Origin of the sequence: Acidovorax sp. 210-6 (genome assembly GCF_010020825.1) — a bacterium.
GTDB lineage: Bacteria > Pseudomonadota > Gammaproteobacteria > Burkholderiales > Burkholderiaceae_C > Simplicispira > Simplicispira sedimenti.
In genome coordinates this window covers 525,883-549,765 of sequence record NZ_JAACJE010000001.1, presented here as the reverse complement: position 1 = coordinate 549,765, position 23,883 = coordinate 525,883, and the positions used below count along the sequence as shown (strand labels likewise).

Here is a 23,883-nt window from a genome sequence, read left to right as displayed (position 1 = left end):
GGACGCTCCCATGTACGCGCTGGTCGATGGCAACAACTTCTACGTTAGCTGTGAACGGGTGTTCCGGCCTGATCTGCAGCATCGGCCCGTCATCGTTCTGAGCAACAACGACGGCTGCGCCATTGCGCGCTCCAACGAAGCCAAGGCCCTGGGAGTGCGCATGGGACACCCCTGGCATGAGATCCGGCACCTGGAGCATGAGGCGGGCCTGGTGGCCCTATCGGCCAACTTTGCCCTGTACGGGGACATGAGCGACCGCATGGCCAGCCTGGTGGCAGGGCTGGGCCACCGGCAGGAGGTGTACTCCATCGATGAGAGCTTTGTGGACCTCAGTGGCATCCGGGGCGACCTGACAGAGCGAGCCCATGCCATCCGTGCCCGGGTGCTGCAGTGGGTCGGCATACCCTGCGGGATCGGTATTGCACCGACCAAGACCCTGGCCAAGCTGGCCAACCATGTGGCCAAGACGGCTGAACGCAAACCAGGCTCCTACCCTGCAGAACTGGCCCAGGTCTGCAACCTCGCGCAATTGCCCCGTGAAGAACTGGATGTGGTGCTGGAAGCGACAGAAGTGGGAGAAGTGTGGGGCGTGGGGCGCAAGATCGCAGCCCAGCTCAAGGAGGCAGGCATCGAGACCGTGCTGGACCTGGCACGCCTTGACCCTGCCACTGTGCGCAGGCGCTGGTCCGTGGTGCTGGAGCGCACGGTGCGAGAGCTGCAGGGCATGCCCTGTATCGGACTGGACGATCAACCGCCACCCAAGAAGGAGATTGCCTGCACCCGGTCGTTCGGACAACCCGTCAGCGAGCTTCCGGACCTGGAGCAGGCCGTGAGCACGTTTGCCAGCATGGCCGCGCAAAAGCTGCGCAGGCAGGCCAGCCACACCGCCCATGTATTGGTGTTCATTCATACCAGTCCGTACCGCAAAGGGCCGCAGTACGCCAGATCCATCACCGTGCCGTTGCTGAGGGCCACCAGTGACACGGTTCCCATCGTCCATGCGACATTGACCGGGCTGCGCCAGATCTACCGACCTGGCTACGCCTTCATCAAGGCAGGAGTCATGCTACTGGACTTGCACAGCGCAAAGCTGCGACAAGGGGAACTCGATCTGGACCCGCTGGAAGCAGAAGACAGCACCCGGGAGCGGCTGATGGGGGTGCTGGATGAGCTTAATCAGCGCTATGGGCGTGGGATGGTGAAGTTGGCCAGCGCCGGGATACAGGCGACGGCAGAGCGTGCCAATTGGGCGATGCGGCAGGAGCGCAGGTCACCGGCCTACACGACACGTTGGGACGACATGCTGGAGGTGGGGGATGTGTCTGTCACTTCGCCTCCGATGCCTTCTACTGCTGAACGGGGGCAGACAGGGTGATTGCGTGAGGGTGGAGTTTTGGTTGCGAGAGGCGCTTTTGCAGCGATTGCGGCCGACTGAGGCCGAGGAGTCTCCGGCAGCTGTGGGGCCAGAAGCAACCGTTGGCCCTACGGCAGATCCAGCGCCAGACAGCTGCTTTCTGGGAGCAGGTGCGGGAGGACAATTTCGTTGATACGTTCCGTCATTTGTTCCGGCGCCGCCGTCTACCATAGATCACTGCAAGAAGCTTTTGCACCAGAGCTTCGGATGGATTGACGATTGAAATGGTATTGCAGCCTATGTAACGATGTTGCATTGTGAACAAAAAGAGGCCATGTCGATGAACCTTCCTGCGAAGTTGTACAAGTACAGAGGTATGAATGGCGGCGCCGAAAAGTACGTTGAACGCACCGTTCTGTACAACGAGATTTACATGGCTCCCTCCCGCACGTTCAATGACCCGTTTGATCTGCTGCCGGTCTTCTCGTTTGAAGGCACGGTGGAGGAGCAGATCAAGGACTACATCAGGCTTCACGAGAAGTTCAGTTTCCAGTATTCCGGCGACTTGCGTGAATTAGCGAAAAGAGATGTTGAGGCGCGCCTCAGCCCAGAAGCAATTAAGCAGACCGAAGCTGCGATGAGCGCGGCGCACCGCGCTTTAGTGGCCGATGTTACTGGGGTGTACTGCGTCACCACTAAGCCGGACAATCTGCTGATGTGGGCACACTATGCAGACAACCACAAAGGGATCTGTCTTGAGTTCCGTGGCTCGATTGCTCTCACAGTCGGCACACCAATGAAAGTTCAGTACTCTGAGACTCGAACCCCCATAGAGATGTACCGCAAGCAGTCCAACGCTCTGGAGTTGGCGCTATGCACGAAGTCGTCTAACTGGGAGTATGAGGATGAATGGAGAATCATCCGTCCCGAATACGAGGGAGGGCCGGGGACTGCCACCTTTCCTCCCTTCGAATTGACAGGGATCATCATCGGCGCAATGGCCGATCCGGAAACTGTTGAGCTCGTCAAGAAATGGGCGGCCGCAAGGATGGAACCGCTGACACTGCGGAAGGCGGCGTTGAACACGCGGAAATATGCTTTGGACTTGCTCCCATTAGCCTAGATGAGGTCTCACAGTCCAGCATTCACGCCTCCGCCTTCGCGTTTTTCTCAAACCACTCCGTGAAAACAATGGTTGATGTGTTCATGGAGCCCTGGCAACTCCTTAACGACTGCTGCTGGCGGTTGCTGTCGTTCGAGCACTGAGAAGTGAACGACTCAGATCAGCCTGAAACTGCCTCTCGGGCAATTATTCTCACCGACTGCTCCTGGCCGGCAGGGTCAATTGGGCGATCAACTTAGCAGCAGTCGCTTGGCTTGAGCTTCAGCCCCGGTCATTCCACTATCGGATGTCTGTAAACAGGCTCACTCGGCCGAGGGATGTCATTGGGCTCTGGCTGCAGTAGCCTTCGATCTCATGAACACATTTCGCATAGCCACCTGGAATCTTGACGGCTACCGCTCAAATGCAAAATCCCTTCTGCCACGGCAACTTGAAGTTCTTCAAGAACTGCTTGCTGACATCGTGGTCTTGACCGAGGTCCGGGATACAACGCTACTGCCCGGAAAGCAGTTTTGGTGGTCTGATCCAGGGGAGCCACCTTACACACCACGGGATCGGGCAGTCGGTATTGCATCGTCGTGGGAAGGAAGGGCACTGCCTGTTAGGGATAGTCGCCTCTCTGTATGCGTCGCTCTGGCGGCACCACCTCCGTTGGGGTGCATCATTGTCTACGGCATCATCATTCCGTACGCAATGGACGGCGTGCGCCAGCGAGTCGCTTCGGCATGGGAGCGACACCAGAAAGCTGTGGATGATGTTGTTGCTGATCTTTGCCACTTGCGATCAGACCCCGCATTGCGAGAAGCCAGGATCGTCTTGGCTGGTGACTTCAATACCAGCCTTGATGGCAGCAATTGGTATGGTCATCATGGAGCACGCATAAGGCTAGTTGATGGACTAACCAGCATTGGCCTTACGTGTCACACGCTGGAAGACATTCGCGCGACAAGGGCAGCTGATAGGGCAATCGTGGATCACATTTGGAGCAGCTCTGATCTGATCTCATGCGAACCTCTTCATATCTGGTGCGACCGCAATGAGCCTGGCAGACTCTCGGATCACAACGGGGTTGCCCTCCGACTTGTCGTCAACAGTTGATTGCATTGTTACGTGCCTCTAGCAGTAGCAACCTGTCCAAAGAAGTCCGTCAACAAGACGGTGTAAGCGCTGCGATGGGACGTATTGAGCCAGTCACTCTGCGCAGGTGTCGACGTTGAAGCGGACTTGCTGGTTGGAGTGCGGTCGAAGGACTGCCGTCGGCGGCGCAGCACTTGTTCGAGGTCAAGGGCTCTGAATGACCGCTGTTGGCGCTCACCGCTGTCCAGTCATCTTCCGTGCATGTCTCACATCAGCTTTTGGGCAGCCGCCAGCAAGTCAGCCGATTTGAACCAACTCGTGGTCAATGTACTTCTTCATTCAGAAGTCCCTGGGTAAGTTCCAAGGCGTCCTGGGTGCTCAGCCATGCTGGGCGCGGACGACCTTTTTTCGTGTCGCACCTGAGCACTGCATCGATCATGTTTGGGGGAATACCTGTGATCCCGATCCGCGCACCTACAAGTCCTCCGACTATGCAAGCATTCGTATCTGTGTCCCCTCCATACCCGAGGACACTTTGCAGTGCGTCGATGTACGGAGTGCCGAGTCGCATGTGATGAAAAGCGTGGATAAAGGCGATACGCACAAACCCCATGCTGTGTTGTCCGTCTGGCAATGTGCCAATGGCCGCATCTTCGAGCCATCCATGCACTTCCTCCGAGTCGTCTCTTGGGGCAAGTGCAAGCGCCCATCGCGCCTGCTCAAACGCACCCTCAGTGTCGTTGAGATGGAGTAGCAAATGCCGAATGGCAACTACGTAGGCAGCGCAGGCCCACAAACAGCTAGGATTTGGATGAGTGAGGCGTGCATCGTCGCAGGCGGCTTTCACCGCATCTTCCTGTGACACTCCTGTAGACCAGATGCCCAGCGCACTGGATCTCATGAGGGCTCCATTCGCCTTGGAGCCCATGTTGTACATCGCCGCTCTTCTCGAAACAGAATCGGCTATGAAATCTCCGTCTTCGATCGGTCCCCCGAGTGCTGCAGAGGTAGCTTGCCCCATATCGAATGGATTGCTGGCAACCCATGCGCGGTAGTTGGTCGCGACCTTCTCTCGCGGAAATACTGTAGAACCTACGAGGGCACGGGCGAGTGAGAGCGTCATCTCTCCATCGTCTGTGATTTGGCCTGGAGCTAGTCCAAAGACTCCTCCACCCTTCATTACTAACGCTTCGCCCACATCGGCCTGCGTCGGTATTCTTCCGAGGAACTCCAGTCGAGATCCTGCTGCGTCGCCGACCAATGCGCCTAGCAAACATCCTTGAGCCAAGTTCTGGATGGAATTCATGCTTTTCTTCCCGAGGAAAAATTCTCCTGCTCTGCGGCAGTACAGGCATCAAATGGAGGCGTGTCGGGTGCGTCTTCAGTCATCCACCGGCATAGTTCTCGCGACACGAAGTCCGCAAACACAGCCATGGAGTCTTGATCGTCAGGGATTGATTCTCCCGCCGGCCCCCGAGCATGAAAACTCCACACCTGGCCCATCCAAGTGACTCGCAGCCACACGTCACCATCCTTCCCACGCCAAAAGTCTGCGACGGAAGAACCGGACCCAGAAACGCCTCCCAGAACCGTACAGCCCACTCCGGGTACCAGGCAGCGCCTGAGACCCTTGGCGGAAAACGCAGGCAGGCTTGTCACTATGAGCGCGCTGGTCGAATTCAAGACGTAGCCCATTTCTTGCCAAAGAGCTCCTTGCCGTCTGTCACCAATGGACCAAATTCATGAGTCTCACGATTGAGAAGACGGTAGCCCGTCTCCGCCTTTTTCTTGGTATTCCACTGGTACAGCAAAACCTTGCACACTTGGTAAAGATCAGCCACTCGTTCCATACGGGCAATTTCTTCGCGCGTGGGTGTCTTTGCACCGCCGCCCTTGACCTGGATGAGCATGATGTCGAAGAGGTCTAGGTGCTTGAGGTCGGCGTCCTCGGGGGAGTCTGATAGTTCCCAACGCTTTCGGATGGCCAGGATGTCAACGATGCCTGCAGACTCTCGACCCTTAGGCCCCGGAAAGTCGACCCATTGCCACCTCCCGCCATGCTTGCGTGATTCACGGATCAAATGGGCCTTGGCCAAGGCGGTAGCTTTCTTTGCAGTGTCGATGGCACCTGTTGCAGCCTTTTGCCATTTTGTGACCGAATCAACTCCATCAATCGACGGGTTCTTTTGTTGCGAGTCCGCGTGCAGGGCAACCTCTGGTGGAGTCTCGATCCTTTTACGCATCTGAGCCTCCTTCAGCAAAGAAATTCTTGGTACTCAGTTCAGATTCACCGTCCCATCGGTAAGCGACCAGCGGACCACCTTTCCCGGCGCTGTAATCCACACACGCAATCTTGCTGCTCTGGAGTACAGGCTCGCCTTGCATCCAGTAGTGGCCCATGAAAACCGGTTTGCGCTGGTCGTAGATAGGCCTACTCTGAGCAGGTACGGTTGCTGCGGGAAGCGCCATACGCGCCTCATCCGGCATGAGCGCCAAATCTCGATAGCTATGACTGGTTTCGTCCCACCAGCGAATGCGCACATTGCGCCGTTCGTGCCCGTCCTTGTCAAGAAACGCGTGCCCGTCAGGGAGCGCGACTTCCAAACCCTTGGTCAAACCCTCAACTGCTTCAAATACCGCGTCGCCCTGACGGCTCGCCCGGACCATCAATTCCGTGGTCAGTGTTTGCGAGGGCCCCAGCAAAGGTTTGAGTTCCGAGATGTAGCCGTCATGCCAACAAGCGTGAATCACTCGCAATTCGGGCAGGTCCAGCCAGAGCGGCAAGGTGAGAAACCATTCGATGATTTCATCGTGCAGTCGCGTCCCCTCAACCTCCGCCAGGAAATGCTGGTGCTGTTGACGGTTCTTAGCGCCGGTTGCACCGTGGCGCGGACGCAGAAAGAACCCTTCCGCAGTGGCAGGGTCTGCGGTGTGCCATGCAATTGCATTGAATTCGTGATTCCCGAGTATTGCCAGGGCGCTGCCAGACTCCACCATGGCGCGCACGATCCTGTAGGTGTCCACCTGCCGAGGCCCCCTGTCGATGTAGTCGCCCACAAAGATGGCTCTGCGATGCGGGTGCTGAAATGCCCCGGCTTTCAGCCGATACCCCATCCCCTCCAAGAGAGCCTCTAACTTGCTCGCCTGACCATGTACGTCTCCGACGATGTCGTAGCCCATGAGATCCCCCTTAGTTGCATAATGCCACTATTGTGCATGTGTTAGTGGCAATTTGCAACTATGATTAAGAATCGTGAACTCTTCCCACTCGTCAGTGTCGATATCGCGTTGTTCAGCGTGGTCGATGAGTGCCTTAAAGTGCTGCTGGTGAAGAGGGCGCAAGAACCCGAAGTCGGGCAATGGGCATTGCCTGGTGGCGTGCTCAAACCCCATCTGGACAACTCTCTTGAAGCGACGGCGCGCCGAGTACTAGCCGACAAGGTGGCCATTGAATTGCCACATCTGCAAGAAGTGCGCACATACAGCGGGCCAGACCGCGACCCCCGAGGGTGGTCTATCGCCGTCTTGTTTTATGCCTTACTACCTCTGGACAAGACCGATGCCGTTGTCCGTAACAAAGTAGAGGCAGTGGAATGGGTGGACGTTGTCTCTCCAAAACGCCGCCTGGCTTTTGACCATTCGGAACAACTGGAGGTAGCGGTCCAGAAACTGCGGGCCAAAGTGACAGCAGATGTACTTCCCCTACACCTGCTGCCCGAACACTTCACGTTGTCGCAGTTGCAAAAGGTGGTCGAGATCATCTTGGGTCATCCACTCGACAAGAGTTCTTTCCGACGACGCCTGAAGACATCGGACGACATTATTGAGACCGATGAGTTTGTGCGAGGGGCACAACGTCCGGCGCAAGTTTTTAGGGCCAGGCAGGACTTCACGTTCTAGGAAGGGGAGAGGGCTACTCGGAATCCTATGTATAAATCCTAGAAGGTGTGCCATCGACATCTGCGTTGGTCTCAGCGGCAAAGACCATGCAAGCCCACCTTTCCGTTATGACATGCAAAAAGCTCCGGTTGTGCGTTCGATCCGCCTTTTCATCCGCTTCTAACCAAAAAAAAAGAACCCCCAACAAAAAGGGGACCAGGCCACAGCCCAGTCCCCTTCCACAGCGGCGGCCAACGCCACATTCGCCAGGTCTCACACCAGCCTAGCGGGCTTCTGATGGAACCAGCACCAGACCCTGGTCAATTTTCGACTGGTACTGCTGATTAGCTTTGCACTCGCGCTCACGTCGGTCGACATAGATAGTAGATGGTCTGAGCCGTCATCTTTTTTGCGAGCTAGGCCTGATTTGGCGAGATTACGGTATGCAGCGGAGGCAATACAGTGGACGGCAGTGAACAGCCTGAGGGGATGTCTTAAAACCACGCCCAAATGCGCCGCAGAAATGCCGGAGCCGGCCGGGCAGGACGGAATACATAACGGGATGGTTTGTACATGACTTTCTCGGTGTCGGTTCGCGATACTGTATAAAAAATCAGTATCATGCGCAAGTGTTGCCGCACCCGTCCATCATCTCGCCCCAGGCATCAGAATTGCCGCGTCAGCGTCCTCTGCTCTACCTGATGTGCTCAGCCCTCGCACCCACCGAACTCCGGGGCTTCCTCCTCACCCGCAACTGGCGCGATCTCCCAGAGGGCACCGAGATTGAATACTGGCTGGCCACCGACGAGGGGCCGAAGAAGGTGCTTCTGACCCGGCAGAGCTCGGTCGCCTTCCTGCCGGCCCGCCACCGGTCTGCGGCACAAGCCCAACTGGCAAACCTGCAAGGCTTGGAGGTAAAGGAGCTCGGTCTGAAGACGTTCGACCAGAAGCCCGTCCTCGGCGTCTATGCCCGCAGGTTCCGAGATCTCGGCAAGCTGACACGCGCACTCCAACCTCTGGGGATCCCGCTCTACGAAGCGGATGTCCGCCCACACGACCGCTACCTGATGGAGCGGTTCATCACGGCCGGTGTTGTGGTCGAGGGAGGCCAGCGCCAAGGCTCAACCATCCTCGACGGCAGGTTAAAGCCCGCGTCTGGTTGGCGCCCCGTGTTGAAGGTGGTGTCGCTGGATATTGAGACGAGCGCGACCGAGGACCTGTACTCGATCGCCTTGGATGGTGCGGGCGACCGGGTGGTGTTCATGCTTGGGGATGCTCCAGCTTCGGTGTCGGTCCCAGCTGCGCCACCAATGGAGTTCAGGCTTGTTTACTGCCCAACCCGCCGGGAGATGATCGAGCAACTCAATGCCTGGTTTGCGGGTCACGATCCGGATGTCATCGTCGGTTGGAGTGTGATCCAGTTCGATCTGCGGGTGTTACAAAAGACCGCCGACGCGAACTCCGTGCAACTGCTGCTCGGACGAGAGCGCCGCCCCATCGCGTGGCGGACCCACCCGGGTCGGCAGGGCTACCTGTTCGCTCCCATGCCCGGACGTGTAGTCGTCGATGGGATCGAAGCGCTGAGAGCGGGCATGTGGAGCTTCCCGTCGTTCAGCCTCGAAGCGGTCTCACAGGAACTGCTCGGAGAGGGCAAGGAGATCGGCGATGCCTACGACAAGATGGCCGAGATCGAGCGGCGCTTCCAGGAAGACCAGCCGGCGCTGGCCAGCTACAACATCCGCGACTGCACACTTGTCCTGCGTATCTTCGACAAACTGGAGTTGCTGCCGTTTGTGCTGGAGCGAGCGCAGACGACGGGCTTGCAGGTGGATCATTTTGGAGGGTCTATTGCCGCATTCAGCCACCACTACCTGCCGCGCATGCACCGCCTGGGCTACGTGGCACCCAACGTGGGTGACATCGCGGCCAAGGCGTTTCCTGGCGGCTATGTGATGGACTCCACCCCGGGCTTCTACGACTCCGTGGTGGTCCTGGACTACAAAAGCCTGTACCCCTCCATCATCCGGACCTTTCTGGTGGATCCCGTGGGCCTGGCAGAGGGAGAGAGCGCCGACACACAGACCGGGTTGGTGCGGGGGCCGCAAGGCACGTTGTTCTCGCGCGAGAAGCACTGCTTGCCGGACATCGTGACCACACTCTCGAATGCCCGGGACGAGGCCAAGCGCGTTCGGAACCAGCCGCTGTCGCAGGCCCTGAAGCTGCTCATGAACTCCTTCGCCGGCGTTCTGGGTGCATCCGAGTGCCGCTTCTTCAACCCGAAGCTGGTGTCCTCCGTGACCCTGCGCGGCCATGAGGTAATGAAGCTCACCCGGGTGTTCGTGGAGGAGCGCGGATACCAAGTCATCTACGGAGACACCGACTCCATCTTCATCTGGCTTAAACGCACCTATCCCAACGCGCAGGCGCACGCCATTGCGGCCGGCCTGGTGCAGGAGATCAACGCCTGGTGGACCCGCAAGCTGCGCGAGGAGCAGCAGTTGGAGAACTTCCTTGAAATCGAGTTCGATACCCACTACGCCAAGTTCTTCATGCCCACCATCCGTGGATCGGATGTCGGCAGCAAAAAGCGCTACGCCGGCTTGAGCATCGATGAAGAGGGAAGGGAGGAGATGGTCTATCGCGGGCTGGAGATGGCCCGCAGCGACTGGACCTTGTTGGCACGCCAGTTCCAGGAAGGCTTGCTATCACGCATTTTCCACGGCGAGCCCTATCGGGACTTCGTGGCCTACTATGCGCGGTCGATGTTGGAAGGCCAGATGGATGCGTTGCTCGTCTACCGCAAGCGCCTGCGCCACCGACTCGATGCCTACGAGGTCAATGTGCCGCCTCAGGTGCGCGCGGCGCGCATCGCTGATGCACACAACGCAAAGTTGAACCGTCCGCAGCAGTACCAGCGTGGAGGCTGGATCGAGTACGTGATGACGCAGAGCGGCCCCGAACCTCTAGAGGTCCGACATTCGCGGATTGACTATGAGCACTACCTCGTCAAGCAACTGCAGCCTATTGCCGATGCGATTCTTCAGCCGCTGGGAGATAGCTTTGTGGCATTGACGAGTGCGCAGAAGGTGTTGTTCTAGGGAATCATTCAGGAGGAAAACCTGGGGTGATACCCAATTACGAAACTGGACGGACGGTACAGGATGAAGTGTACTTTTGGAGATGCAACTGCACTTTGATTCTCAACTCAACGCGCGCAAGGCAGTAGGTTAGAGGAGGTTCTGGCCTTTGCTCGGAAGCTCGCTTTCACGAGGATTGACAGAAAGCCGTCGCCCAAACTGAGCGCCCACGGCACAGCCAATGTCGCCCGGAGGATGTGAACCTGTGATGCGACTGCCGTGACTCTTGTGAAGCGACTGTTGATGAGTGACCCAGCTATCCATGCGACACATGATGTCGCACCTTTAATGATGATTGATCCCACTAACGGGAAAAATCATCATGACAATACTTCGAACCAGTGGTGCAGGGAATGCACTGGATATCTGCCCTGCCGTCCAACTCTGGATCTTGCGTATTTTGATGACGTTGGGAGGGCACCGCGAATTTGTCACTTCTCGAGGCTTTAGCAATGACCCCGTCGCAGAGGCGCTTGGGTTGGGTTTCTGGATTGATGCGTCGCAGCATTCGATTCCTGAGTTTCTGCGAAAGCGCGACACACCTGTTGCCGAAAGGGATTTCGATGCGAAACAGGTATTGGCTCAACTGAGGCTGCTTCACCGGCACGCTGAAAAGCAAGCGGCGAGCCTAACAATTCCTCCGTGCCTGAAACTCAACATTGGGCAATTGGCAGATCTGGTAGGGCTGACGCCGACAGATTGCAGGCTTCTCGAATTTGCCGTACTGATCAATGCTGAGCGCAGGCTTGACGAAACTGCAGATTGCTTAGGTCGACTTTCGTCGGTCAAGCTTTTTCATGTCCTATCTGTGATTCTGAATATCCCTGAAACGGAAATTCGGTCTTCACTGGGCGCGGAAGGCATCCTGTCACGCTCTGGTTTGATCTCGGTGGAGCGCAGCGGAGACAACCAACTCCGAGGTAAGTTGAACCTGCTCTCTGATGCCTTCGCAGATTTAATGATTTCATCCGAGGTAGCTCCCGCTAGCTTGCTGCGGGGCACCGTTTCGGAGGTCGATCCTGGCCAGCTTAGCTTGGCAGACTACGATCACATCCAGCCAATGCTTGATGTTTTGCATCCATATCTTCGGCATACCGTCTTGACGGGTAGACGTGGTGTCAACATTTTTCTTCACGGTGCACCAGGAACCGGAAAGAGTCAGCTAGTCCGAGCGTTGGCAAGTGAACTGGCTTGCGAGCTTTTTGAAGTTGCCAGTGAAGATGCTGATGGTGACCCAGTCAATGGAGAACGTCGGCTACGTGCATTTCGCGCAGCGCAAAGCTTCTTTGCGCAACGCAAGGCGTTGGTCGTTTTCGATGAAGTCGAAGACGTATTCAACGACGGCAATGGGATTTTTGGCCGCAAGAGCACGGCTCAGCTACGAAAGGCTTGGATCAACCGGATGCTCGAAGAAAATCCGGTGCCCACCCTGTGGCTGTCCAATTCCCTTGAAGGTCTTGATCCTGCATTCGTTCGACGCTTTGACATGGTGTTTGAGCTACCTGTGCCGCCCAAGCGACAACGTGAGCGCATTCTGCAAGCCAATTGCGGAGACTTGCTGGATGCAAGAAGTATCTCGCGGATCGCTGATGTTGAATTCCTAGCACCGGCTGTGATCGTCAAGGCTGGTTCTGTTGTGCGTTCGATTCGGGATGCAATCGGCCACAAGAATGCGGCTGCTGCCTTTGAGCGCTTGATCTCCAACACGCTTGAAGCGCAAGGACATCGCCCGTTAGTACAGCACGATCCAAGCGGTCTGCCGGAGATTTACGACCCTGGCTTCATCCATGCCGATGTGGATCTGGCGGCCGTAGCCGCAGGCCTTGTCGCTGCGCGCTCTGGCAGGCTCTGTCTGTACGGACCACCTGGCACCGGCAAGACGGCCTACGGACGCTGGCTCGCTGAGCAGCTCGGCGTCCCACTGCTCGTTAAACGCGCTTCCGATCTGAAATCCAAGTGGTTGGGCGAGAGCGAAAAGAACATCGCCAAGGCTTTCCGCGAGGCGCAAAACGAAGGCGCGCTCCTCTTGATCGATGAGGTGGACAGCTTTCTGCAGGACAGGCGGGGTGCCCAGCACAACTGGGAAATGAGCGAGGTCAATGAAATGCTGACCCAGATGGAATCGTTCTCTGGCGTGTTTGTAGCCTCGACCAACCTGATGGAAGGGCTGGACCAGGCGGCCCTGCGCCGGTTTGACCTCAAAGTGATGTTCGACTTTCTGCGTGCCGACCAAGCGTGGGGGCTGCTTTCGCGTCACTGCGAAGGACTCGGATTGCAGCAACCGCTGCCGGAGGAGCAAGCCAGGATTTCACGACTGGTTTCGCTGACGCCGGGAGACTTTGCAGCCGTGGTGCGTCAGCACCGATTCCGGCCCATCACGTCTGCTACCGCCCTTGTATCGGCCCTCGAAGCCGAATGCGCAGTGAAACATGGCACGAATCGCGCCATTGGGTTTTTGTGAGCACAAACCCATGGGAGAATTTCTTTCAAACAAGAGGGAGTCGGCCTTGCGTGTGCTTTCCAAATCGAAGCTGCTGGCGTTTCGGCAGTGCCCCAAGCGACTGTGGCTGGAGGTACATCGCCCGGACCTGCGAGAAGACTCCTCGGCCACCCAGGCCAGCTTCACGGTGGGTCACCAAGTTGGCGACATCGCCAGGCAGGTCTATGACCCCAAGGGCAAAGGCGCGCTGATCGATTTCAAAGTAGGGGGCTTCGAGGCAGCCTTTGCGCGGACACAGGCGCTCCTGCAAGTGAATCAGCCGATCTTCGAGGCTGGATTCCGTGCCGAAGGGGCACTGGCCTTTGCCGACGTGATGCTGCCTGTCAAGCGAGGCGGCAAAAGGGCCTGGCGCATGGTGGAAGTGAAGTCGTCCACCTCTGTCAAGGATTACCACCGGGACGATGCTGCCGTGCAAGCCTTTCTGGCTCGCTCCTCTGGTGTGCCCCTGGCTGGGATTGCGCTGGCTCATATCGACAGTTCATGGGTCTATCCAGGCGGTGGTGACTACAGCGGGCTTTTGGTCGAGAACGATCTGACCAACGAGGCGTTTTCACGCGAGACAGAGGTTCGCAGCTGGATCGACGAGTCCCACGGAATCGTTGCCAAGAAGAAGGAACCCCGTGTTTCAACGGGCGAGCAGTGCAGCGCGCCCTATGAATGCGGTTTCTTCTCTTATTGCCAAGGCCAGGAGCCCCAAGCAGAGCAGCCTCTGCATTGGCTACCGGGGGCACAGAGCAAAGGGCTGAAAGCACATGTCGAGGCCCATGGAGTGTGCGAACTGCGCGATGTACCGGATGCGTTGCTCAGCGAGAAGCAGAGGCGCGTGAAGGCGGTCACGCTCACGGGAAAGACGTACTTTGACAAAGATAGTGCGCTGCGAGAACTGGCCCAGCACAAACTGCCCGCGTTTTTCATGGACTTTGAGACCATCCAGTTCGCCGTACCCATCTGGAAAGGCACGCGCCCCTACCAGCAGATCCCGTTTCAGTTCAGCGTGCATCGCCTCGCGCGTACCGGGAAGCTCGAACAGCTGGCTTTTCTTGATCTCTCGGGCGGTGACCCCTCAAAAGCCTTTGCTGAAGCATTGCTCAGTGCATGCGGCGAGCGTGGCCCCATCTTTGTCTACAACGCTGGTTTTGAAATGGCCCGGATCCGCGATCTGGCGCAGCGTTTTCCACGACTGTCCGAAGCCCTCCTGGCGCTGAACGAGCGTGTTGTGGATCTGCTGCTTGTGGCGCGTGAGCACTACTACCACCCAAGCCAGCAAGGGAGCTGGAGCATCAAGGCGGTACTCCCAGCGCTGTGCCCAGACTTGAAATACGGAGACCTTGATGGCGTCCAGGATGGTGGCATGGCCATGGAAGCATTTCTGGAAGCGATTTCGCCGCAAACCTCGGCGGCACGCAAGGCTGAGATTGAGCAACAACTTCTGGCGTATTGCGCGCTCGACACTTACGCCATGGTCCGTCTTTGGGCCGCGTTCTCCAACTCGTCTTTGAAGATCTGATATGGCGAAACGATCCGACACCCTCGAAACGGTCAAGCTCGCTGTCGAACTGCTGCGCCGTATTCCCCGTGGCCGCAAGGTCACTGCCAGTGAACTGCACCAGCAACTCAAGCATGCAGGGATGGAGCGAGAACTGCGCACCATCCAGCGTCAGCTGGAAATGCTCAGCGAGCACTTCGAAATCGAGCGCGACGACAGCAGCAAGCCCTATGGCTATCGATGGCTGGAGCAGTCTAAAGCACTCGCTGTGCCCAACCTCACGCCCCAAGAGTCTCTGCTGCTGCAATTGGCGCAGGAGCACCTCAAGAACTTGTTGCCGCCCCGGCTAATGAAGTCCATGGATGCGTTTTTCAGTCAAGCGAGACGCAATCTGGGTCTGGAGAGCAGCGCCCGCCTGGAACGCGAATGGCCTGGGAAGGTACGAGTGGTGGCGACCAGCCAGCCGTTGCTACCGCCCAAGATTGTTTCCGGTGTGTTTGAGGCAGTGAGCGAAGCGCTGTACAGCAATCACTGGCTGCACATCGAATACAAGAATGCAGGCGGCAAACGCACCAGCGCAGACGTGATGCCGCTGGGCCTGGTGCAACAGGGATCGCGGCTGTATCTCGTTTGCCGTTACCAGGGCTTTGACAACGAACGCAACCTGGCGTTGCATCGGATCGCTGCAGCCGAAGTTTCAACGCTCACCTTCGAGCGGCCCAAGACATTTGACCTCAAGCGCTATGACGATGACGGGCGTTTTGGGTTTGGTGAGGGAGAGAAGGTCCGACTGGTCTTCCGCATTGAACGCAGTGCGGGGTTGCACCTCATGGAGTCACCATTGTCCAGCGACCAACAAGTGGTTGAACTAGAGGACGGGGAATTGGAAATCACGGCAACAGTGGTTGACAGCGCGATGCTGGAGTGGTGGTTGCGTGGGTTTGGGGACGCCGTTTCCCGTGTGCGCCGCACGAGAAAAAATTCAGCAAAGTCCACATTCACGCCATGAAATTTACCGATTTCGTTATCACCGAATCCGCTGGCAACTCCGTTGACCCGCTGGGCTACCTGAAACCTGCGGGGGAAATCTCCTCCGGACTCTTCCGCCCTTTCACAGTTCTGACGAACCATCCCGCTTACCAAGGTTTTTTGGCGTTTGCGTTCAGCTTCCTGGAGCGGAATTCGCTGAAGCCTGGCCAAAAGAACTTCCTTCGGCGGGTGCGCGACCTTGAGATTCTCTGGGGTGTGTTGAGCGTTCGTGGTGGCGACTCGGTCATCAATGTGACTAAGTACGAGCCTCTCACCGGCCAGGATTACTTGTGCTTGGACGATGCGAAAAAACGACCGGCTTTGTATGCGCGCCTCAACTACGGTGCACTGGGCCACTACGGGGGCCCCAGCACGACGTGGCGAATTCTCCAGCCCAATGGCGCTGGGTTGTCCGCCAGCGGCGCAGCACTTGCCGAAGCCTGGCAGCACCGGAACGGATTTGATTTCGCAAACCTTGCGACCCGATGGATGTCGGGCGTCGATTTGTTTGCCGATGCTGCACTCGACGAGTGGGCGCGGGTTTATCGCCTGGATGCCGAACCCGAGTCTGCAGAGCGAAAAACCTGGCAAGCCCTAATTCATGACCTTTGTAGCCGTGAACCCCTTATTGCTCCGCTATGGGACGAGCCGGTTCCCGAAGACGTCCTTGCCCTCGGCCGCCAGGTCGATACCTACACTAGCTTCTTCCAGGGCTTGCTGGCGCATTACAAGGCCCACCCGGAGCTTTGCCGTCGAATCGAGCTTTGCAACTGTTTCGAACGGCTATCGGGTCTCGTCCAGTTTGTTTTCGAATGGGAGTACGTCAGGCGCCTGGACTACGTCCAGAAGATCGGTCTGTCCGCCAATACCCTGCCAACCCAGGTCACGAACGACGTTCGTGAGGCCGCGCGCGCGTTCCGCGCCGTGCAGGGGTCACGTGAGTTTTGGGCACTGCCGGGCACTCTAGAGAACATAGCGGATTTTCCGACGATGGTGGCGACGGTCCTTGCCCACCACTCGGCGCACCAGCGCGGCAAGGGAACGTCCCCCTTCATCACGGGAGATGCGATCGCTGTCCAGGATCGCGTCGATGGTCAGAAATTCATGCAGTTTTTCAAATCGGTCGCCGATGCGCCCGAAACGCTGCTGTCGGCTACCCAATGGCGCTATCGCCGCAACTGGCATTTTGAGCGGGCCCAGCTGTGGCAGCAGTACGCAGGAATCCAGTGATGGCGAAAAAGCTTCCAATGCCGTCCGGCGACTTCCTCAATTTCTCCGAAATCTTCTCGGCAGCCGTGGCGCTCGCAGAGGACGATCCGATTGAGCACCTCATGGTTCTCACCTTTGAGTTCGATGAGCAGCAGCTCCTGAATCTGGTGCAACACCGCGCACTGGAGGAACAAAAGGACCTGGCCCGTTCCGGATTAAAGCTGCTGTCGACCATCAGGCCCGTGGTCTTCTACGATGCACGCAAGACCAAACCATTCGGTCGCCTGCCACAATTCTTGGAACTGCACCCCTGCAAGACCCCAGGGTTTTCCTGTCACCACAGCAAGGCTTACTGCATCGTCACCCGTAAGGCGATCCGGTTGGTCGTTGGAAGCTTCAACCTGACCTACACCGGGCTCTTCCGCAATCGCGAGGTCCTACAGGAATGGACTTGGCAGTCCGCAAAGTCGGCGGATACGCACATTCTCGTCGAATGGATGACGTTTCTTCGGGAGCACTACATGACCGAGGCGCAAGCGTCATCGCAATCGGCGCTGGCCGCTGCGATGGCAACCTTGGATGCGCGAACAAGCAGCTGGAGGCTTCCACCGCCGGCCCCCGAGAAGCCCGGTCATCTACTGACTTCCGGCTACGGGGAGCGCTCCGGCCTCGACGCGCTGGTTGACCAGTGGAATGCCTGGTTCCCGGGGCAAGTACCGTCGAGCCTCTTTGCCGTCTCCCCCTTTTTCGACGAAAACCCCGCCCCTCATTGCCTAGCCGAGCAGATTAGCCGCCGCTTCCCGACGCTCTCCCGCCTGGAAATTGTCACCGATGCAGCCAATCAAGCGAACCTCTCCAAGGCCCACTTCGGCAAGCATTTCGCTCCGGATCAATCGGCCCTTCGCCTGATTCCGGAAACGATCTCCGCTGATGAACGCGCACGGATCGAACGGCAGGGCAGCCAATCTACCAAGGATCTGGCACTCAATCGCGTGCTGCACGCGAAGGTCCTGCTGCTAGCGACGGGGGATGGCGCCGGCATCGCCTACCTGGGCAGCGCGAATTTTTCGCGTAAGGCTTGGCTCGGGGACAACCGCGAACTGGGTTTCATAGAACGGATCAACAACGCCCACGCTTTGCGCGAGATCGTTTTGCGCGGCTTGTCGGTCGCACCCAGTAATCATTTCGAAGAACTCCCGGCGCTACCGCCTGAGTCCCCACCCAAGTCTGATCCTGAGGAGATCGGCGAGGATGCGCTGTTTCCGGGCTTCATCGATTTCGTCGTACTCGCCCCGTCACCAGGTGCCGATTGCTTCCGGTTTAGGGTGCACGGTAAGCAGCTGGAGCGGATGGCGGAATACGATATCCACTGGGCAGACATGCTTCTCACATTTGCTGATGGCGTATCACAGGACATCCCCATCGGCCAGTTCCGCAACACGCTGCTCGGCGGCCGCACGCTCGAGTTTCGGCATCGGCAAAAGGGCGATCGAAGTTTCTGGTTCCCGTTCCAGTACGGTGGTGAAATCATCGCCGACCGACAAGCCCTGATACATGCGTCCAGTTGGGATTGGCTGGCCTTCCACCTTAATCCCAACGGTGCCGACGAAGGGGAGGACCCAGAATCCACGCAATGGCTGGACGGCCGTAACAGTGCGGCCCTGCCGGTCGCGATGCTTGACGTCGATCGCGAAGCGAACTGTGTGATCGCCATGCAGCACTACCTCTCGTTGTTTTCCAGTGTTGAGGGGTGCTTCGAACGGCGCCTAGCCGAATCGCTCAAGGTCGACGAGCCATCAGCCCGCCAGCGTGCCATTCGTAGCCAAGTCGTCGAACCCCTTTCGGGGCTGGCGACCTTGTTGCAGCGCGAACCCGTGCAGCAGCCGGCCGATCGCTTGTTCAAGCTTGGTGAGCTGGGTCTCTTTGTTGAGTCTTTGGCGCGACAGACCTCGGCAACCGAACGCACTGAATTCGCCAAACTGGTAGCAGGGATCAGGTCAGCGCTTGACGCTGCCAAGGGATCCGACGCCCTGGCTGCCGATTACCACGCGTTCGTCGTGGGTCAATTGCGGTCCGCACCATGAAACAACTTCTCAACGAACAGGCTCCTGACCCGCGCATCCAGGAAGACTGGAATCGGCAGCGTTACACCGCCACGGTCATTCGCGAGCGTCACAAAAAGGGAATCGCTTGCGTGCTGCTAGCCGATGAGGTCGGCATGGGCAAGACCTATACCGCGCTGGCTGCAATCGCCACTCACTTGTTCGAAACACGTCGCAACAATCTCAAGGCTCTGCTGGTAGTTCCCAACGATCTGCTGAGCGCGAAGTGGGAACAGGAAATCCGCACGTTCAATCGCGACTACCTTCAGCACAAGGGGCGAAAACAGCTGCGCCCACTCGTCGTAGGTGGCTACTGGGACCTGGTGCAGAACCTGCACGACTATGAAAACGTGGACGTCCCCCGAATCTCCGAAACGATGCTTAGGAGTTTCGCGTACCTCGTGCTGAAGTGGTTTGACGCGCGCCGTAAGCGCGGCAAGCATCGGCAACGATGGGCCATCTGCGATGGGCTCGACGACCTCCATCCGGACGTTCTGGCGCTCAGTTCGCATCTGTCGCAGCTGGCGCTGAACAACTATCTGGACGAGCAGAAGTCGCTGGAACCAGAACGCTTCGACCAGATGGCCGGGGATCTTGCCGCAGACCAGTCGTATGACTTCCTGAAGGAGCTGCTTCGCGACTTTGGCGCGCAGCAGGATGCCATGGAGCCCAACGTCTACGTGGTCGCCATGTCGAAGTTGCGCCGGGCCAAGTCGAACAACCCGCAGTCAAAACTTTTCGCGTCGTACATCGTGTCGCGTGCGCTCAAGCGCCGGCGCGAGCAGACGCGACAGGGCGTGATTCGATCGGTCGAAAAATCCAACCTCGTCTGCCAATTGCCGGACGCGCCAGCGAGCAAGAAGAAACAATTGGAGGTCCTTGGGGACTGGCTCGGCAAACTCTACTCGACCAAGCTATGGGGGTTCGAGGCAGTGGTCGACGCAACCATTGCCGAGGTCGGATCCGAGCAAGTCGTCGCGGATCTGTTGGGTGAGCATCCTGAGCGATGCATCAAGGCACTTTCTGATCGCATCGTCGAAACCAAGCTTCGGAAGGCGAATATCGCCCTGAGCGTCATCGACGAAATACATAACTGGAAGAACCGCGGTAACGGAGCGCAGGACTTCGCGCAGGTGTTCCGTGAGGCAATCCCCTACAAACTGATGATGTCGGCAACGCCGTTCCAGCTACACCAGGATGAGTTGGGAAGAATCTTCGAATTTGTGGCCGCAGAGCACGACCAGTCGCTTGAGATCGTTCGCCAATTGATCGCGCCGGACGGACACGCATCACGCTGCCTCGCCGCCAGCGCCCACTTCCAGGGCGCCTGGGGTCGGCTCGCCCATGAGGACGTCAGCCTGCTCCAGTCCTTCGTCGACGCCCATCCGAACCATGATGGTGCGAGTCGCCTCGCTGCCTTGTCTTCTTTTGTGGCAGACAATCCCTGCTCTGGGGAGTTTGCTGCCTTTGTTTCTGCATTGGTCGACTACCACCAGTCGATTCAGGGTTTGCGGCAAGGCTTGTCCAAAGTCGTCATCCGGCATACGAAGTCGCGCGACAAGCGCCATGTCCATGCCGGAAGCGACTATGTGCGAGGCGGTTCCCCAAACTACGCCCAACCGCGCAGCGCGCTCTACACGACAGTCGGTCTAGGGGACACGTCGGCCGCCCTACTGAGTTACTTAGGCATGCGGGTCGAACAGCGCGTCCGACAGGATTCGTTGCAAAGTGGTAAAGAGGCGAACGCGCACCTTTTGAGCGGTTTTGCATCGAGCTTTAGCGCGTTTCGGGAGAGCAATAAAGACCTGACTTCGGGCGCCAACGTTTCCAGCGCAACCAAACGCTACCTCCAATTCTTCGAATCAGCGTTGAGCCGGACGACACACCCAAAAGTCTCGGCGACCGTCGATCGGGCGCTGGCCAATTTCCGGGCCGGCAGCAAAACGTTGATCTTCTGCGAACGCTTGGCGACCCAAGACGAAATCGTCCAGATCTTGCGCAACCGAATTGCCAAGGAGGACTTCAAGTCGATCAGCATCGATGACACCAAACGCATGCGCCGCGACATCCTCAGGGACCACCAGGCAGTGGAGCTGTACTGGAGCCGCTCGTGGCAAGCCGCCCATAGAAACTCTGAGAAACACATTGCCAGTCAGGAAGAGATTTCAGCTGCCTTGGAACGATTTGAGGAGCAACTCGGCCGCCTTAACAGTCGTCAGCGCGACAAAATCCTCGATTTGTTATTGCTCGCTGCCCACTCCCCGCACAACTTGTGTACGGACATGTTCCGAGGCATCCTGGAGTCCGAAGTAGCCCTCCGCGTCTATCTGCGGCTTGAGTCCAATCCGGAGCTACAGTCTTTCGACGATGACCCGGAGGACGAACCGGATGCCAATCCCCTGGTGGACGCACTAGGAGACATCACCAATGGCCCGACAATCTGGCACCCGGTGGCCGACTCGGGCGCTTTGCATGCCCGCCTCTGGAATCTGCTTGAGGACGAGTGCGATCAGTTTCAGAACAGCGCGGGATCGGCCGACCTGTCTGCGTTTGCCCACCTCTTGCTGGATGTCGGTCAAGGATTGCGCAAGATCCTGCTGCGACTCGACGCCCTGGCTAGCATCGGAAGCGCACGAGCAGAGCGTCTTGGGGTGGCAGCTGTCGAGCTCATCGCTCATTCGACCGATCATCCCCTGCGCTCACCCTGGCACCGGCTTGAGAGCTTCCTGGGTCAGCTTTGCAACGCCCAAGGCAGCATTCGTCGGCCGCAACAGCACAGTTCGCGTCGTCAGAGCTTGTGGAAGGGCGTCTACCTGCGGGACGAGGAAATCGTGACCGAACTCCACGGCGAGGTTAAACCGGAGACCCGGATCAGCCGATGCGCGGCGTTCAATTCGCCACTATTACCTGACATCCTGGTATGCACCGCGATTGGTTCCGAAGGTATCGACCTCCACCTCAATTGTGATGAGATCATCCATCACGACCTCCCATGGAATCCGGCGCGCTTTGAGCAGCGAACCGGTCGCCTCGATCGGGTCGGCTCCCTAAGTGAGCGCTTGTATCAGGTTGATCCGCAACAGCACCGCCTTGATATTGGCGTGCCATTTCTAGCGTTCGACTACGACGAGTTTCGCTTCAAGACTCTCCACTCACGCGCACAAAAGTTCGAGGTGCTTTTGGGACAACCTGAATTTCCGACCGACGTTGATGAGCGGCTTGACGATCCGGATAACACAGACCCGACTAACGCGGACGAGGACGTTGCAACGAATATCTCGGCTGCTCCATTGGCGTCCCTACCCGCTGAATTGGTTGACCTGATCCGCATGGATCTTTCCGCTGAATCGAACGCCATACCGGGCGTCCCTTAGTCGGGACTCTACAAAATTGCCGACCAGATCCTGGCCACGGTCAAGGCGCTGCTAGAAGCCTAGGGGTTTTGGCTGAAGGCGAGCACTGTGGTGAGGGCCATGCTGATTGCAGTACCCGGTTCAACCAAGAAGTGGCGAGCGCTACTCCAAGATGCTCCAGCGTGAGAACTGCAACCAGGAGTGGCTTTGAATCGCCCAGCCGCCGGCTGCACCACAAGTGTGAATGTTCGAGACCAGCCTGAAGGAGACGCGACGCTCCGACTTGTTCTAGTCGTTTGCAGGCGGCAGGGAATTATTGATGGCTATAGCTCCAATAGGTGCTCGCAGGTCCCGAGACTCAGCCTTTCACGACTCCCATCACAGAGCCTACCGGCTGTCGACGTGATTCACGTCCAACATTTTGATAGCCTGCGCCAAGAACTGATCTCCAGGTATCCAGTTCTTATCAAGTTTTTTCCCGATTCCGCCCTGCGCGAAGTCGCATTTGTAAGTCTTCGCGCGGAGCTGATCAGCTGTCATAGTGGGCAAAGCCAAGCGCCAGTTCATGAGGCCGACAACTATCGCGCCACTATCCTTGCGACATTGCTCGAGCAGGTCATCAAGCGACAGCAGAAAACGGTAGTTCTTACCTTGGTCTACCCGTTGCACGGCGCCGTTGCGAATTCGGCGCGAAAGGGTATCCAGGCTGACCAGGCTTTGCCGGACTGCTGGCCAGTGATTGGCGAAGCGGTGTTCAATAGATTCAGGCAAGTCCCCGAAGGAAAACCACAACATCGCCGGGTCCTTATCAAGCCACGCACTAGGTTTGCTGACCTCAGGAGCGATGTAGATGATCCGGGCATTCCTGACTTCCCCGAGAGCCTGTGGCAGACCGCCTTCGGGAACGCGCAACGCCTGCTCGAGCATTGCTGTTACCGTTTTGTATTTGCCCGTTTCCTGAGAAGCTGAAGCGATCGACTGAAGTTCTTCAATCAAAAAGGCCGCCGAGTTCCTCTCGGCGATGGTGTCCTGCAAACGTCTGTAGATATCAGATTGCTCTTCGCGGAACGAGGTATCTGTGGTTTTAAGCTCAACTAGCAGAAGATCGTTCTTCGAACGACTGAACATCAGCCAGTCGATGTTGGTCGACTGGTTGTTCCCAGATTCGTCAAGCCGCATCTTACGAATGGGAAACTCAGGGCATAGTGACACAAGGTCCTCGTCTAAGGCGGCTGACAAGGCTTCCGCTAGAAAGAAGCCAAGTATTGGCCCGATGGAGCGTTCCACCTGGACCTTCGGAATCATGGAGCCTTGCATAAGTTGCGCCATAAGGGCTTCGAAAAATTCTGTCTCAGTCGGATCGTTGGCTGGCGCGGTGGATGGTCGTGACATGACGTTTTCCTTTCTAAAAATCGTCTATCTCTATTCTTTTGAGCGAGCGTTTTGTTTAGCTGTTTTGCGAGAATTTTTTCCAGACTTTCACCATTGCAAAAGTGTCCAGATTGCAATAAAAGAAGAGCTGCCCACTGATTTTCACTACCTGTAGCTGTAGGCGCACCGCCCGATTGCGGGGTTGGACTATCCGTGCGATGTCATCGACTGCCCCAAGCTCAAGTTTGCTCGCAGCAAGCGAA

General features: G+C 57.6%; 14 protein-coding genes. 10 read left to right on the top strand and 4 right to left on the bottom strand.

All coding sequences use genetic code 11. The features are described from left to right. The first annotated feature begins 10 nt into the window (after positions 1-10). Together GWK50_RS02570 and GWK50_RS02565 are read left to right on the top strand one after the other, a co-directional pair. Positions 11-1,375: a Y-family DNA polymerase gene (locus tag GWK50_RS02570; protein WP_162015152.1), complete on the top strand. Its 1,365-nt coding sequence runs from the start codon at positions 11-13 to the stop codon at positions 1,373-1,375. 313 nt (positions 1,376-1,688) lie between these two features. After that, entirely contained in the window at positions 1,689-2,477 is a 789-nt protein-coding gene (locus tag GWK50_RS02565; RefSeq protein ID WP_162015151.1) for a DUF2971 domain-containing protein, read from the top strand. A 1,399-nt stretch (positions 2,478-3,876) separates the two neighbouring features. Here GWK50_RS02565 and GWK50_RS02555 read toward each other — a convergent pair. The 3 genes from GWK50_RS02555 to GWK50_RS02545 form a co-directional block, all read right to left on the bottom strand. Then, on the bottom strand, positions 3,877-4,860 hold the full coding sequence (locus GWK50_RS02555; protein ID WP_085942525.1) for an ADP-ribosylglycohydrolase family protein: 984 nt from the start codon (positions 4,858-4,860) through the stop codon (positions 3,877-3,879). Between the two features lie 373 nt (positions 4,861-5,233). Further along, the gene (locus GWK50_RS02550) at positions 5,234-5,797 is read right to left on the bottom strand and encodes a hypothetical protein (protein WP_008904222.1); all 564 of its coding nucleotides are present in this window, start codon (positions 5,795-5,797) and stop codon (positions 5,234-5,236) included. Next, positions 5,790-6,734 carry a metallophosphoesterase gene (locus tag GWK50_RS02545; protein WP_008904223.1) on the bottom strand — a complete coding sequence of 315 codons (945 nt, stop codon included), beginning with the start codon at positions 6,732-6,734 and terminating at the stop codon, positions 5,790-5,792. The genes GWK50_RS02550 and GWK50_RS02545 overlap by 8 nt, the downstream gene beginning before the upstream one ends. Before the next feature lie 60 nt (positions 6,735-6,794). Here GWK50_RS02545 and GWK50_RS02540 point away from each other — a divergent pair, with 60 nt between their 5' ends. The 8 genes from GWK50_RS02540 (at position 6,795) to GWK50_RS02505 (ending at position 22,270) form a co-directional block, all read left to right on the top strand. Then, the gene (locus GWK50_RS02540; protein WP_008904224.1) at positions 6,795-7,454 is read left to right on the top strand and encodes an NUDIX domain-containing protein; all 660 of its coding nucleotides are present in this window, start codon (positions 6,795-6,797) and stop codon (positions 7,452-7,454) included. 680 nt (positions 7,455-8,134) lie between these two features. Continuing rightward, positions 8,135-10,531, top strand: coding sequence for a DNA polymerase II (locus tag GWK50_RS02535; RefSeq protein WP_162017988.1), 2,397 nt, complete (start codon positions 8,135-8,137; stop codon positions 10,529-10,531). 361 nt (positions 10,532-10,892) lie between these two features. After that, positions 10,893-13,031, top strand: a complete 2,139-nt coding sequence (locus GWK50_RS02530; protein ID WP_162015150.1) for an ATP-binding protein — start codon at positions 10,893-10,895, stop codon at positions 13,029-13,031. A gap of 10 nt (positions 13,032-13,041) precedes the next feature. Then, positions 13,042-14,577 (top strand): DUF2779 domain-containing protein, encoded by a 1,536-nt coding sequence (locus GWK50_RS02525; protein ID WP_242455266.1) that lies wholly within the window; start codon positions 13,042-13,044, stop codon positions 14,575-14,577. A 1-nt stretch (position 14,578) separates the two neighbouring features. After that, positions 14,579-15,565, top strand: a complete 987-nt coding sequence (locus GWK50_RS02520) for a WYL domain-containing protein (protein WP_162015149.1) — start codon at positions 14,579-14,581, stop codon at positions 15,563-15,565. Next, a complete protein-coding gene (locus GWK50_RS02515; protein WP_162015148.1) occupies positions 15,562-16,815 on the top strand; it encodes a hypothetical protein in 1,254 nt (417 codons plus the stop codon). Before GWK50_RS02520 ends, GWK50_RS02515 begins: the two co-directional genes overlap by 4 nt. Then, complete coding sequence (locus tag GWK50_RS02510; protein ID WP_162015147.1) at positions 16,815-18,878, top strand: hypothetical protein; 2,064 nt, start codon at positions 16,815-16,817, stop codon at positions 18,876-18,878. The genes GWK50_RS02515 and GWK50_RS02510 overlap by 1 nt, the downstream gene beginning before the upstream one ends. Then, positions 18,875-22,270, top strand: a complete 3,396-nt coding sequence (locus tag GWK50_RS02505; protein ID WP_162015146.1) for a helicase-related protein — start codon at positions 18,875-18,877, stop codon at positions 22,268-22,270. Before GWK50_RS02510 ends, GWK50_RS02505 begins: the two co-directional genes overlap by 4 nt. 366 nt (positions 22,271-22,636) lie before the next feature. On the opposite strand, the gene GWK50_RS02500 is transcribed toward GWK50_RS02505, so the two are convergent. After that, on the bottom strand, positions 22,637-23,641 hold the full coding sequence (locus tag GWK50_RS02500) for a hypothetical protein (protein WP_143225958.1): 1,005 nt from the start codon (positions 23,639-23,641) through the stop codon (positions 22,637-22,639). Between the last annotated feature and the right edge of the window lie 242 nt (positions 23,642-23,883).

Excerpts from the sequence above, each read along its gene's own strand:
- GWK50_RS02570 (WP_162015152.1), top strand. The coding sequence starts at position 11 with ATGTACGCGCTGGTCGATGGCAACAACTTCTACGTTAGCTGTGAACGG.
- GWK50_RS02520 (WP_162015149.1), top strand. The coding sequence starts at position 14,579 with ATGGCGAAACGATCCGACACCCTCGAAACGGTCAAGCTCGCTGTCGAA.
- GWK50_RS02505 (WP_162015146.1), top strand. The coding sequence starts at position 18,875 with ATGAAACAACTTCTCAACGAACAGGCTCCTGACCCGCGCATCCAGGAA.
- GWK50_RS02545 (WP_008904223.1), bottom strand. The coding sequence starts at position 6,734 with ATGGGCTACGACATCGTCGGAGACGTACATGGTCAGGCGAGCAAGTTA.
- GWK50_RS02565 (WP_162015151.1), top strand. The coding sequence starts at position 1,689 with ATGTCGATGAACCTTCCTGCGAAGTTGTACAAGTACAGAGGTATGAAT.
- GWK50_RS02555 (WP_085942525.1), bottom strand. The coding sequence starts at position 4,860 with ATGAATTCCATCCAGAACTTGGCTCAAGGATGTTTGCTAGGCGCATTG.
- GWK50_RS02515 (WP_162015148.1), top strand. The coding sequence starts at position 15,562 with ATGAAATTTACCGATTTCGTTATCACCGAATCCGCTGGCAACTCCGTT.
- GWK50_RS02500 (WP_143225958.1), bottom strand. The coding sequence starts at position 23,641 with ATGTCACGACCATCCACCGCGCCAGCCAACGATCCGACTGAGACAGAA.
- GWK50_RS02510 (WP_162015147.1), top strand. The coding sequence starts at position 16,815 with ATGGCGAAAAAGCTTCCAATGCCGTCCGGCGACTTCCTCAATTTCTCC.
- GWK50_RS02525 (WP_242455266.1), top strand. The coding sequence starts at position 13,042 with ATGGGAGAATTTCTTTCAAACAAGAGGGAGTCGGCCTTGCGTGTGCTT.
- GWK50_RS02535 (WP_162017988.1), top strand. The coding sequence starts at position 8,135 with ATGTGCTCAGCCCTCGCACCCACCGAACTCCGGGGCTTCCTCCTCACC.
- GWK50_RS02540 (WP_008904224.1), top strand. The coding sequence starts at position 6,795 with ATGATTAAGAATCGTGAACTCTTCCCACTCGTCAGTGTCGATATCGCG.
- GWK50_RS02550 (WP_008904222.1), bottom strand. The coding sequence starts at position 5,797 with ATGCGTAAAAGGATCGAGACTCCACCAGAGGTTGCCCTGCACGCGGAC.
- GWK50_RS02530 (WP_162015150.1), top strand. The coding sequence starts at position 10,893 with ATGACAATACTTCGAACCAGTGGTGCAGGGAATGCACTGGATATCTGC.